Raw genomic sequence first — 11,738 nt, forward strand, 5'->3', positions numbered from 1 at the left:
GATTTTTCCGTGTCGAAAGACACTCATCTGAGCACGGTACAACTCTAGGAGTTATTCGTGGCCCTTGACGCCGCTATCAAGCAGGAAATCATCCAGCAGTATGCAACCTCCGAAGGGGACACCGGTTCCCCCGAGGTGCAGATCGCGATGCTCTCCCGCCGCATTCTCGACCTGACCGAACACCTGAAGGTGCACAAGCATGACCACCACACGCGTCGTGGACTGCTGCTTCTCGTGGGACGTCGCCGTCGCCTGCTGGACTACCTGCGGGACACCGACATCAGCCGCTACCGTACGCTCCTCGAGCGCCTCGGCCTGCGTCGCTAGCTGAATTGGACGGCGGCACCTTCTCCGAGAGGAGAGGGAGCCGCCTTTCCATTTCCCCCGGCCCGTAGGCCGGCGGAACAAGAGATCAAGAAAATACCAGAGGCAACCGGTACTTGGCATTCGCGGTCCTCGGTAGTGATTCCCGGGCAGGGCACAGCAGTAGGCCCGCCCCGTGGATCTCGATCGAAGACCGGGCGCTGAACAGGTCCACGAGGGACCTGCCATCGGTGCCGTTTGCATCCCACAACAGGAAACGGAGGTGACTCTTCTATGGAGGGTCCCGAAATTCAATTTGCTGAGGCCGTTATCGACAACGGCCGGTTCGGCACACGCACAGTCCGCTTCGAAACAGGCCGTCTCGCCCAGCAGGCAGCCGGCGCCGCGATGGTCTACATCGACGAGGACACGGCACTGCTGTCCGCCACCACGGCAGGCAAACATCCCCGCGAGGGCTTCGACTTCTTTCCCCTGACCGTCGACGTCGAAGAGCGCATGTATGCTGCGGGCCGCATCCCGGGTTCGTTCTTCCGCCGTGAAGGCCGCCCGTCAACGGAGGCCATTCTGGCCTGCCGCCTGATGGACCGCCCGCTGCGCCCGGCCTTCGTCAAGGGCCTGCGCAACGAGGTGCAGATCGTCGTCACGGTACTCGCGATCAACCCCGACGTGCGGTACGACGTCGTCGCTATCAACGCCGCCTCGATGTCCACCCAGCTGTCCGGCCTGCCGTTCTCCGGTCCGATCGGCGGCGTCCGCGTTGCCCTCGTGTCCGACGGCAGCGGCAACGACCAGTGGATTGCCTTCCCGAAGCACTCCGAGCTCGAGAACTCCGTGTTCGACATGGTGGTCGCCGGCCGTGTAGCCGGCGATGACGTCGCGATCATGATGGTCGAAGCCGAGGCCACCGACAACTCGTGGAACCTCATCAAGGAAAACGGCGCGACGGCCCCCACCGAGGAGATCGTCGCCGACGGCCTCGAAGCCGCCAAGCCCTACATCCGGGCACTGTGCGAGGCACAGGCCGATCTCGCAGGACGGGCCGCTAAGCCCACCGTCGAGTTCCCCGTCTTCCTCGATTACCAGGACGACGTCTACGCGGCTGTCGAAGCCGCCGGTTCGGACAAGCTCGCGCAGGTCTTCCAGATCGCCGACAAGCAGGAGCGCAACGACGCCTCGGATGCGCTCAAGGACGAGGTGACAGGCTCCCTCGCCGGACAGTTCGAAGGCCGCGAGAAGGAGATCTCGGCAGCGTTCCGATCGCTGACGAAGGCAGTGGTGCGCCAGCGCATCCTCAAGGACCAGGTCCGGATCGACGGCCGTGGGCTCTCCGACATCCGCAAGCTCACCGCCGAGGTCGAGGTGCTGCCCCGCGTCCATGGTTCAGCAATCTTCGAGCGCGGCGAGACGCAGATCCTGGGCGTCACCACGCTGAACATGCTGAAGATGGAACAGCAGATCGACTCGCTGTCGCCCGTCACGCGGAAGCGGTACATGCACAACTACAACTTCCCGCCGTACTCCACCGGCGAGACCGGCCGCGTGGGCTCACCCAAGCGCCGCGAAATCGGCCACGGCGCCCTCGCAGAGCGGGCACTGATGCCGGTACTGCCGAGCCGCGAGGAATTCCCCTACGCGATCCGCCAGGTCTCCGAGGCGCTGAGCTCCAACGGTTCGACGTCGATGGGTTCGGTCTGCGCCTCCACGCTGTCGCTCCTCAACGCGGGCGTGCCACTGAGGGCGCTCGTCGCGGGTATCGCGATGGGCCTGGTGTCCGACGAGGTCGACGGTCAGACCCGCTACGCGGCACTGACTGACATTCTTGGTGCCGAAGACGCTTTCGGTGACATGGACTTCAAGGTGGCCGGCACATCGGAATTCGTGACGGCGATCCAGCTCGACACCAAGCTCGACGGCATTCCCGCCTCGGTGCTCGCAGCCGCCCTCAAGCAGGCCCGTGAAGCGCGCCTGCACATCCTGGGCGTCCTCGAAGCCGCGATCGACACCCCGGACGAGCTGTCCGAGTTCGCTCCGCGGATCATCTCGGTCAAGATCCCCGTTGACAAGATCGGCGAGGTGATCGGCCCCAAGGGCAAGATGATCAACCAGATCCAGGAAGACACCGGCGCGGACATCTCGATCGAGGATGACGGAACCGTGCTGATCGGTGCGACCAACGGCGAGTCGGCCGAGGCCGCTCGCGCTGCGGTCAACGCCATCGCGAACCCCCAGGTTCCCGAGATCGGCGAGCGCTACCTCGGCACCGTCGTCAAGACGACCACCTTCGGTGCGTTCGTGTCGCTGACGCCGGGCAAGGACGGCCTGTTGCACATCTCCGAGCTGCGGAAGCTGTCCGGAGGCAAGCGGGTCGACAACGTCGACGAGGTGGTGTCCGTCGGCCAGAAGGTCCAGGTCGAAATCACCAAGATCGACGACCGCGGAAAGCTCTCCCTCTCCCCGGTCGTCGCTGATGAGCCGACGGAGGACGCCGGCATCGAACTGCCGGAGGTCGCTGTCGAGGACGCCGTCAGCTAGCTCCACCAGCATTCCTGTCCCAACGGCTTCGCCGGGAACTTCCGAGTTCCCTGCGGAGCCGTTGGGCTTTGCCGCACCCGCCTCAGCCATTCCCCACTGAACCGAAGGACCCGGATGACCCTGTCTGTCGTTCCACTCCCGCTTGTACCCACGTCCCGCCTCGATGGCGGCGCTGACCCCACCTTCATCTCCGGCGAGCCCGGGGGTGCGGTGGTCCGCCGGTCGGTGCTGCCGGGCGGCGTCCGTGTGCTCACCGAAGCAATGCCCGGCCAGCGCTCGGCGACCATCGGCTTCTGGGTCGGTGTGGGTTCGCGGGACGAGGCCGATGGTGAGCACGGTTCCACCCACTTCCTCGAGCATCTCCTGTTCAAGGGCACCACGAAGCGGACAGCCATGGAGATCGCTTCGGCGTTCGACGAGGTGGGCGGCGAATCGAATGCGGCGACGGCGAAGGAGAACACCTGCTACTACGCCAGGGTTCTCGACTCAGACCTCCCCATGGCCATCGACGTCATCGCCGACATGGTGACCTCCGCCGTCCTCGACCCCGAGGAGCTCGAACAGGAGCGCGATGTCATCCTCGAGGAGATCGCGATGGACAGCGACGATCCCGCGGATGTTGCCCACGAGCAGTTCGTGGAGGCCGTCCTCGGGAACCATCCGCTCGGACGTCCGATCGGCGGTACACCGCAGGCCATCCGGGATGTACCGAGGGAATCGGTGCTGGCGCACTACCGGCGCTATTACCAGCCGGGTGAGCTCGTGGTGACGGCAGCGGGCGGTCTCGATCACGACGTCGTCTGCACCCTCGTGCAGGAAGCACTCGAAGGTGCGGGCTGGGTTCTGGTCGAGGGAGCCCTTCCGGTACCGCGCCGGTCCGCCGAACCAGTTCCGGTCGAAGGCAAGGCCGGAGTGCATGTGATCCGCCGGGCGGTCGAGCAGGCGAACATCCTCATCGGGTGTCCTTCACTGGTGGCCACCGACGAGCGGCGCTTCGTGATGAGCGTGCTGAACGCGGTACTGGGCGGCGGGATGTCGTCGCGGCTCTTCCAGGAGGTCCGCGAGAAGCGCGGACTCGTCTACTCCACCTATTCCTTCTCGGCGTCCTACGCCGATGCGGGGTACTTCGCGATGTACGCGGGGTGCTCGCCGGCGAAGACGGGCCAGGTGATCGAACTCCTGGGTGCCGAGCTGGACCGGTTGGCATCCGGGGGAATCACGGACGAGGAGCTGCGGAAGGCCGTGGGGCAGCTGTCCGGTGGCCTGGTCATGGCCCTGGAGGACAGCAGCTCAAGGATGTCCCGCCTGGGGAGATCCGAACTGGTCTCGGGGGAGTTCTTCGACGTCGACGAGTCGCTGGCACGTATTCGGGCCGTCACGGCCCGGGAGGTCAAGGATCTCGCGACCGAACTCGCGGCGGCGCCGCGGACCACCGTGGTGGTCGGACCGTTCGATCGTGAAGCCGACTTTGCCGCATAGCGGTGGTGCGCCTCCCGGGTGAGCGGACGGGTGCAACGCCGGCGGGGGACCTGTCGTACGCGGCTCCGCGCCGCGTACGACGGTTCCTCTGGGCGGGCCGGCTGTGTCAGCCGTCGGCGGTGCCTCCCCGCGTGCGGGGTGCGCCAGTGTCAGCCGCCGGCGAAGGGCGGCAGGATGTCCAGCACATCGGAGGACGCGAGGGTGCGCGTCCGGTCGCGGAGTGCCACCTCGTTGAGGAGGAAACTGCTGCGCGCGAGAACCTTCCCCATGGCGGCCGGTGCGGCGCCGTATTTCTGCTGAAGCACGGCAACGACGTCGTCGAGGGTGGCCCCGTCACAATCGAGCTGCTCCTCAGCTGCGCCGGCGGCGGCCTGCGCCGCGCCGAAATACCGGACCAGCATTCAGCCGCCGATCGCGCTCATGGAGCGGTCAGGCTGTACGAAGTCCGCAGCACCCAGCCCGGTATGGTCCATCCCGTGGGCCTTGGGCTTCGCCCACATGGCCTCCTGCCAGCGGCGCGCCACGGCGGCGTCGTCGGCATCTGTGCGGAGCAGGTCGCGGAGATCGGTTTCCTCGCGGGAGAAAAGGCAGCTCATGATCTTCCCCTCAGCGGTCACCCGGGTCCGCCGGCAGTCCGCGCAGAACGGTTCGGTCACCGAGGCGATGATCCCCACGGTGCCGACGACGACGTCGGGGGCCGACCGCCTGCGGACCTCCCACCGCTCGGCGGGTGCGCCGTCGCGGTTGCGCGGGTCCGGGGTCAGGACGAACCGTGTCTCGACGAGCGTCCGCATCTCCGCGGCGGTGATCATGCCGTCCCGCGTCCAGCCGTGATCCGCGTCCAGGGGCATCTGCTCGATGAAGCGGAGCTCGAAACCCCGTGACACGGTCCACTCCACGAGATCGGGTGCCTCGTGCTCATTGATGCCGCGCATCAGGACGGCGTTGATCTTGACGAGCCCCAGACCCGCGTCCGCGGCGGCCTCGATGCCCTTCAGGACACGGTCCAGGAAAGGTCTGCGCGTCAGCTGGGCGAACGTGTCGGGGTGCAGTGAATCCATCGAAACATTGATGCGCGTCAGGCCGGCCTCCTTGAGCGCCGCCGCCCTGCGGTCGAGTCCCAGCGCGTTCGTCGTCATCGAGATGGGCAGGTCGGCATGGTTGGCGCGGATGTCGCGGATGATGTCAAGGAGATCCGCGCGAACGAGGGGTTCTCCGCCGGTGAGGCGGAGTTCCCGGATGCCGAGCAGGTCGACACCGATCCGGACCAGCCGGACGATCTCGGCACGCGACAGCACCTGGTCCTTCTGCAGCCAGTTGAGCCCTTCCGCAGGCATGCAGTAAGTGCAGCGCAGATTGCACTTGTCCGTGAGGGAAAGCCGCATGTCGGTCGCTTGCCGGCCGTGGGTGTCCATCAGGCCGTTTCCAGCCGAAGCAGGCAGACGCGCCGGCATGCCGAGTTGGATTCCCATACTGATGAGGTTACGCCTTCCGGTTGTGCTTGCCCTATTCAACGATCATCGGCCATCCCGCAGCTTCGCACACCATGCACCGCCGACGACGATTGTGCTGGCGCTCGTCCCGGCCGTGCGGTACGGAACCTCGGGGGTTGGGCGCTCGTGTATTCAGGAGACATCAGCAGCAGACATCCCGGAGCTCGTGGAGCACCCCGGAATTCGAAAGGTTCTCGATGAGGCGGCGCCAGGCGTGGGGTGCGGTGGCCGGAGTGCTGGCCGTAGGCATCGGTGTCATCTCCGGAGAGCTCATCGCTGCCGCGCTGGACCCCTCAGTGACGCCCGTGAGCGCGGTGGGGTCGGCGGTGATCGACGTCGTCCCGCCCGGCGTCAAGGACTGGGCCATCGCGCAGTTCGGCACAGCGGACAAGGTGGTCCTGCTGGTCGCCATGGCGTTGATCATCGCCCTGGCGGCCGCGGGTGCCGGGGCCCTCGGGTCCACACGCAGGTTCGCGGGGAGCTCGATCGTCGCAGTCTTCGGATTGCTGGGAATCGTGGCCGTCGCATCGCGGCCGCAATCCACCCTGGTCTCCTACACCGCACCCGTCCTTGCGCTGTTCCTGGCCATTGTCCTGCTCACCAAACTCCTGGCCGCGCTGCGGGCCTGGGGTGATGCCGAAGCGTCAGCCGGATCTCCCATCGAACCTCCGACCGAGGAGCGGCCCGTCGCCGCCGCACGCCGGAGGTTCCTGCAGGGCGCAGGCGGAGGAGCGATCGTCGCTGTTTCGGCCGGTGCCGCCGCCGTGCAGGTCCGCTCCACCCAGGCGCTGGTGACCGGGCAGCGGGCCGCGATCCGGCTGCCCGGGACAACGGCGTCCGTGCCTCGGCCGATCGGGTCGGTGATTCCCGCCGGAGCCGACCTCGGGGTGGCAGGAATAGAACCACTGGTCACTCCGTCGCAGGACTTCTACCGAATCGACACCGCTCTCGTGGTGCCCGTGGTGGATCCGTCCACGTGGACCCTCCGGGTCACAGGACTCGTGGACCGCGAGGTCGAGATGTCCTTCGACGAACTCCTCGAACAGCCGTTGATCGAGCGCTATGTCACCCTTGCCTGCGTCTCCAACCCCGTCGGGGGAGACCTGATCGGCAATGCGCTGTGGCTCGGCTGGCCCATTCGGAACCTCCTGGCCCGCGCGGGCGTGCAGCCGGAGGCGGACATGGTCCTCTCACGCAGTGTCGACGGGTTCACCGCTGGAACGCCGCTCGGGGCCCTCACCGACGACAGGGACGCCCTGCTCGTGGTCGGCATGAACGGTGAGGCACTCCCTCTGGAACACGGTTTTCCCGTCCGCCTCGTGGTGCCGGGCCTGTTCGGCTTCGTATCGGCCACGAAATGGGTCACCGAGCTCAAGGTCACGCGTTTCGCCGACGACGCTGCCTACTGGTCCACGCGCGGGTGGTCGGAGCGCGGGCCCGTCAAGACGTCGTCGCGGGTGGACGTTCCGCGATCCGGCTCCAGTGTCCCGGCGGGGCCCGTGACGGTGGGCGGCTCCGCGTGGGCGCAGCACCGGGGGATCGAAGGCGTTGAAGTGCGCGTGGACGGGGGCCCATGGCAGCGGGCCGAACTCGGGACCCCCATCTCGGTCGACACCTGGCGTCAGTACTCGGTGCAGTTCGACTTGGCGGCAGGGTCCCACACCGTGCAGTGCCGGGCGACGGACAACATCGGTGAGGTCCAGTCCGAAAGCGTCCGCGCCCCGGCTCCGAACGGCTCGGAGGGCCTTTCCACGGTAACGTTCCAGGTGACGGAAACCGGGTAGCATCATCGGGGCGGTCCTGCCGGCAGCTTTGTTCCCACCCCACACCTTCCCCGCGAAAGGCAGAGATGATCAGGAGTGTCGCCGATCACCAGCAGGCGGTTGAAGGCCTGCTGCGGGAGTGCAGCAGCTATGCCGCAGCTTCCGAGGACGTCGCCCTGGCCGACGCGCGGCTGCGGGTCCTCGCCGCAGACGTCTCCGCTCCTGTCAGCCTTCCTCCCTTCGACAACTCCCAGATGGACGGCTACGCGGTTCACACGGCGGATCTCGGCGGCGCCCGGCTCCGACTGCGCGTCGCAGCACCTGTTCCCGCCGGCATCGAGCCGCCGGCACTCGAACCCGGAACAGCGGCACCCATCATGACCGGAGCCATGATCCCGCAGGGCACGGGCACGGTGGTCCCGATCGAGAAGGCCGTCCCTGCCCGATTCCATTCAGCCGCTGAGCGCGAAGCCGGCCGGGACCTCCTGGTCGAGCTTCCCGCGGACACAGCACCCGGCAGCTATATCCGGGCACGCGGGAGCGACATTGCCGAGGGCAGCCTCGCACTCCCGGCAGGATCCCTGCTCTCCGCCCCGCAACTCGGCCTGCTCGCCGCCTGCGGCGTCGGGTCCGTCCCTGTCCGGCAGCGCTTCACAGTCCTGCTCCTGTCCACCGGCGACGAGGTGGCGGAACCGGGGACCGTACTGGGGCCGGGTCGGATCTACGACGCCAATACCACCCTCCTCGACGCGGCGCTGCAGGAGGCCGGAGCCGCCGTCGTCCGCCACCGCGTGATGGGCGATGATCCGCGCCTGCTGCGGGAAACGCTGGAGGGTCTGGAGGGCGAGGGCATCAACCTCATCCTCAGTACGGGCGGGATCAGCCAGGGAGCGTACGAAGTGGTGAAGCAGGCGCTCGCGGACAGCAGCGTCGAGTTCCACTCCGTCGCGATGCAGCCGGGAGGACCGCAGGCCATCGGGAGCATCGGTGGTGTCCCCTTCCTGGGCTTCCCCGGAAACCCGGTGAGCGCGCTCATCTCCTTCGAGATGTTCCTGCGCCCGGCACTGACCCGGCTCACCGGCGCACCGGCTCCCCGCGTTGCACTGCAGGCGCGCCTGACCTCCGCTCTGGAATCACCCGAAGCGAAACACCAGGTGCGCCGCGGATCCTACTCGGAGGGCTCGGTGTCGCTGGTGGGAGGACCCGCATCACATCTACTGCATGCCCTTGCCGGGTCCAATGCCCTGGTCCATGTGCCGGCGGGGCAGGCGAGCGCGGCGGCAGGGGATACCGTCACCGTCTGGCTCATCGATCCGGCAGCAGGGACGAGCGTTCCGGCTGCATCGTCCACACCACGCCCGAAGGAGAAGCAGTGACGGCTGACATTCCGCCGAACGAAAGCATTCCGAACGAAAGCACGCTGAGCGGGAACCCGCTGAGTGAGAATCAGGTGCCGCCGGCCCTGTCCCACGTCCGGAAGGACGGCACCGCCCACATGGTCGATGTCTCGGGCAAAGCCGTCACCAAGCGCGAAGCGCGTGCCCGGGCGATCCTGCGTACCAGGCCGGACGTCGTCGCGATGATCACCGACGGCGCGCTGCCGAAGGGCGATGCCCTCGCCGTCGCCCGCGTGGCGGGCATCCTGGCCGCCAAGCAGACGTCGTCGCTCATACCCCTGTGCCACCCCCTGCCGATCAGCCGCGTCACGGTGGACTTCGAAACCGTGGAGTCCGACGGCGGCGCCGTCGTGGTGACCGCCGTGGTGGCTACGACGGCCGTGACCGGCGTGGAGATGGAAGCGCTGACCGCGGCTTCCATCGCCGCGCTCACGCTGTACGACATGATCAAGGCCGTCGACCACACCGCTGCCATCGACGGCATCCGGGTGTTGGCCAAATCCGGTGGAAAGAGCGGAGACTGGAGCATATGACGTCCCTTCGGAACGCGGCGGTGGTCATTGCGTCGACCCGGGCCGCGGCGGGTACCTACCAGGACGAGTGTGCGCCGCTGATCGCGGCATGGCTCCTCGAGCACGGCTTCGCCGTCCAGGAGGCGGTGGTGGTGCCCGATGGCGCCCCGGTGGGCCAGGCGATCGGCAGGCTCCTCGAGGGAGGTCCGGCGGTGCTCATCACCAGTGGCGGCACGGGGCTCAGTCCCGACGACGCCACCCCCGAGCAGACAGCGCCGTACCTCACACGCCACCTGCCGGGCATCATGGAGGCGCTCCGCCGGGCGGGCGAGCAGCAGGTGCCCACCTCCGTGCTGAGCCGCGGGCTCGCCGGTACCGCGGGACGCACCTTCCTCCTCAACCTCCCCGGCTCCCCAGGGGGAGTGCGCGACGGCCTGGCCGTCCTCTCGCCCCTGATCGGCCACATCTGCTCGCAACTCGAAGGATCCAATGACCATGGGTGAAGTAGTACATACGGCAGTGTCGGACCTTCCCATCAATCCCGACGCCGCGCTTGCTGCCGTCGACTCGGCAGCGTGCGGCGCGGTGGTCGGCTTCAGCGGGGTCGTCCGCGACCACGACGGCGGGAAGGGTGTCGCCTCGCTGAGCTACTCCGCGCATCCGAGTGCCGAGCGGATCATCCGCGAAGTCGCGGAGGAGATCGCAGCCCAGCACGACGGCGTGCGGATCTGGGTTGCGCACCGGACAGGGCCGCTCGAGATCGGCGACAACGCGCTCGTTGCCGCCGTCGCGGCCGGACACCGGGGCGAGGCCTTCGCCGCGTGCTCCGACCTGGTGGACACCGTCAAGGAACGGGTACCCATCTGGAAGGAACAGTTCTTCTCGGACGGATCCGTGGAATGGGTCGGGGCCGGCGCGTGACGGCTCCGGTCGGCGCGGAACAGTAGTGTGGGACGCATGAACCAGGAGATACCCGTAGCAGTATTGGGCGCCCGGGGCCGCATGGGCGCCGAGGCTGTCCGGGCCGTCGAAGCCGCCGACGGACTGTCGCTCGTCGCCGCGCTGGGCAGGGATGACCCCCTCGACATCCTCGTCTCCGCAGGCGTGCGGGTAATGGTCGACCTCACTGTCCCCGAAGCGACGTACCGCAACGTCGCCTTCGCCGTCGAACACGGAATCCATGCGGTCGTGGGGACCACCGGGTGGACCAGCGAGCGCCTCGCAGACCTCGGGGAACTTCTGGAAGGGAACCCGGCCACCGGGGTCCTGATCGCCCCCAACTTCGCGCTGGGGTCGGTCCTCGCCACGGCTTTCGCAGCGAGCGCCGCCCGCTATTTCGAATCGGTGGAGATCGTCGAACTCCATCACCCCGACAAGGTGGACGCCCCCTCCGGTACCGCTGCCCGCACGGCGCAGCTCGTCAGCCGGGCCCGCAGTGCTGCGGGGATTTCCCGGAGCCCGGATGCCACCACCTCCGATCCGGGAGGTGCCCGGGGAGCGGACATCGACGGCGTCCGGGTGCACTCGGTGCGCCTGCGGGGACTCACGGCGCACCAGGAAGTACTTCTCGGCAGCCCGGGGGAGCAGCTGACCATCCGCCATGATTCCTTCGACCGTGCGTCCTTCATGCCCGGGGTCCTGCTGGGAATCCGCAGTGTGGCAGCCCATCCCGGGCTCACTGTGGGACTCGACGGCTATCTCGACCTGCAGTCCCCGGATTCCTGAGGTGAGGGCTTTGGTCGACGTGGTCAGCAGGAACCGCGTAAAGATCGGCGTGGTCCTCGTGACCCTGCTGCTGGTGTTCTGGCTCGCCGTGTCCTTCCAGCGCAGCTTCCTGCTCCTGACGGATCCCAATCCGATCGCGAAAGCCATCGGGCTCGGTTACCTGCTCCTGCCGTTGATCGGCGCCTGGGCGCTGGTGCGTGAGCTGAAGTTCGGTGCGCAGACCCAACGGATGGCGCGCATCCTCGAGCACGAGGGCGGGCTGCCGGTCGATGACCTCCCGCGGACGCCGGCCGGACGCATCGTCCGCGCGGCTGCGGATGAGCGTTTCCCGCAGTACCAGGCCGAAGCCGAAAGCGAGCCCGGTAACTGGCGCAGCTGGTTCCGGCTCTCCTGCGCCTACGACGCCGCCGGTGACCGCAAGCGCGCGCGGCGTGCAATGCGTGACGCCGCGAAACTCTTTCCCGGGTCCGACAGCGCCGGTTCGGGGAGCAGCTGACCGCTGGCGGCGTGCTG

At 67.7% G+C, this 11,738-nt stretch carries 12 protein-coding genes; 10 read left to right on the forward strand and 2 right to left on the reverse strand.

Annotation, left to right across the window (positions count from 1 at the left end):
* Nucleotides 1-57: 57 nt before the first annotated feature.
* The 3 genes from rpsO (at nt 58) to IWX65_RS08520 (ending at nt 4,335) form a co-directional block, all read left to right on the forward strand.
* On the forward strand, nt 58-327 hold the full coding sequence (rpsO, locus tag IWX65_RS08510; protein WP_196821980.1) for a 30S ribosomal protein S15: 270 nt from the start codon (nt 58-60) through the stop codon (nt 325-327).
* Nucleotides 328-597: 270 nt separating this feature from the next.
* Nucleotides 598-2,856, forward strand: a complete 2,259-nt coding sequence (locus IWX65_RS08515) for a polyribonucleotide nucleotidyltransferase (RefSeq protein ID WP_196882012.1) — start codon at nt 598-600, stop codon at nt 2,854-2,856.
* A gap of 120 nt (nt 2,857-2,976) precedes the next feature.
* Nucleotides 2,977-4,335 (forward strand): M16 family metallopeptidase, encoded by a 1,359-nt coding sequence (locus IWX65_RS08520; protein ID WP_196882164.1) that lies wholly within the window; start codon nt 2,977-2,979, stop codon nt 4,333-4,335.
* 149 nt (nt 4,336-4,484) lie between these two features.
* On the opposite strand, the gene IWX65_RS08525 is transcribed toward IWX65_RS08520, so the two are convergent.
* Both IWX65_RS08525 and moaA read right to left on the reverse strand, forming a co-directional pair.
* A complete protein-coding gene (locus IWX65_RS08525) occupies nt 4,485-4,736 on the reverse strand; it encodes a MoaD/ThiS family protein (protein ID WP_196882013.1) in 252 nt (83 codons plus the stop codon).
* Nucleotides 4,737-5,807, reverse strand: coding sequence for a GTP 3',8-cyclase MoaA (moaA, locus tag IWX65_RS08530; protein WP_196882014.1), 1,071 nt, complete (start codon nt 5,805-5,807; stop codon nt 4,737-4,739).
* A 218-nt stretch (nt 5,808-6,025) separates the two neighbouring features.
* Between moaA and IWX65_RS08535 the strand changes: the two genes are divergently transcribed.
* From IWX65_RS08535 to IWX65_RS08565, 7 genes are all read left to right on the forward strand, one after another.
* Entirely contained in the window at nt 6,026-7,612 is a 1,587-nt protein-coding gene (locus tag IWX65_RS08535) for a molybdopterin-dependent oxidoreductase (protein WP_196882015.1), read from the forward strand.
* A 65-nt stretch (nt 7,613-7,677) separates the two neighbouring features.
* Nucleotides 7,678-8,967 (forward strand): molybdopterin molybdotransferase MoeA, encoded by a 1,290-nt coding sequence (locus tag IWX65_RS08540; RefSeq protein WP_196882016.1) that lies wholly within the window; start codon nt 7,678-7,680, stop codon nt 8,965-8,967.
* Between the two features lie 119 nt (nt 8,968-9,086).
* Complete coding sequence (moaC, locus tag IWX65_RS08545) at nt 9,087-9,521, forward strand: cyclic pyranopterin monophosphate synthase MoaC (protein ID WP_442859179.1); 435 nt, start codon at nt 9,087-9,089, stop codon at nt 9,519-9,521.
* Nucleotides 9,518-10,003, forward strand: a complete 486-nt coding sequence (locus tag IWX65_RS08550; RefSeq protein WP_196821986.1) for a MogA/MoaB family molybdenum cofactor biosynthesis protein — start codon at nt 9,518-9,520, stop codon at nt 10,001-10,003. The genes moaC and IWX65_RS08550 overlap by 4 nt, the downstream gene beginning before the upstream one ends.
* Nucleotides 9,990-10,421: a molybdenum cofactor biosynthesis protein MoaE gene (locus IWX65_RS08555; protein ID WP_196882017.1), complete on the forward strand. Its 432-nt coding sequence runs from the start codon at nt 9,990-9,992 to the stop codon at nt 10,419-10,421. Before IWX65_RS08550 ends, IWX65_RS08555 begins: the two co-directional genes overlap by 14 nt.
* A 36-nt stretch (nt 10,422-10,457) precedes the next feature.
* Nucleotides 10,458-11,225 (forward strand): 4-hydroxy-tetrahydrodipicolinate reductase, encoded by a 768-nt coding sequence (dapB, locus tag IWX65_RS08560; protein ID WP_196882018.1) that lies wholly within the window; start codon nt 10,458-10,460, stop codon nt 11,223-11,225.
* 1 nt (nt 11,226) lies between these two features.
* On the forward strand, nt 11,227-11,721 hold the full coding sequence (locus tag IWX65_RS08565) for a hypothetical protein (protein WP_196882019.1): 495 nt from the start codon (nt 11,227-11,229) through the stop codon (nt 11,719-11,721).
* Nucleotides 11,722-11,738 lie beyond the last annotated feature (17 nt).

Origin of the sequence: Arthrobacter sp. CAN_A214, from assembly GCF_015751955.1 — a bacterium.
GTDB lineage: Bacteria > Actinomycetota > Actinomycetes > Actinomycetales > Micrococcaceae > Arthrobacter_D.

Excerpts from the sequence above, each read along its gene's own strand:
- IWX65_RS08515 (WP_196882012.1), top strand. The coding sequence starts at position 598 with ATGGAGGGTCCCGAAATTCAATTTGCTGAGGCCGTTATCGACAACGGC.
- IWX65_RS08525 (WP_196882013.1), bottom strand. The coding sequence starts at position 4,736 with ATGCTGGTCCGGTATTTCGGCGCGGCGCAGGCCGCCGCCGGCGCAGCT.
- moaA (WP_196882014.1), bottom strand. The coding sequence starts at position 5,807 with ATGGGAATCCAACTCGGCATGCCGGCGCGTCTGCCTGCTTCGGCTGGA.
- IWX65_RS08535 (WP_196882015.1), top strand. The coding sequence starts at position 6,026 with ATGAGGCGGCGCCAGGCGTGGGGTGCGGTGGCCGGAGTGCTGGCCGTA.
- IWX65_RS08540 (WP_196882016.1), top strand. The coding sequence starts at position 7,678 with ATGATCAGGAGTGTCGCCGATCACCAGCAGGCGGTTGAAGGCCTGCTG.
- moaC (WP_442859179.1), top strand. The coding sequence starts at position 9,087 with ATGGTCGATGTCTCGGGCAAAGCCGTCACCAAGCGCGAAGCGCGTGCC.
- IWX65_RS08550 (WP_196821986.1), top strand. The coding sequence starts at position 9,518 with ATGACGTCCCTTCGGAACGCGGCGGTGGTCATTGCGTCGACCCGGGCC.
- IWX65_RS08555 (WP_196882017.1), top strand. The coding sequence starts at position 9,990 with ATGACCATGGGTGAAGTAGTACATACGGCAGTGTCGGACCTTCCCATC.
- dapB (WP_196882018.1), top strand. The coding sequence starts at position 10,458 with ATGAACCAGGAGATACCCGTAGCAGTATTGGGCGCCCGGGGCCGCATG.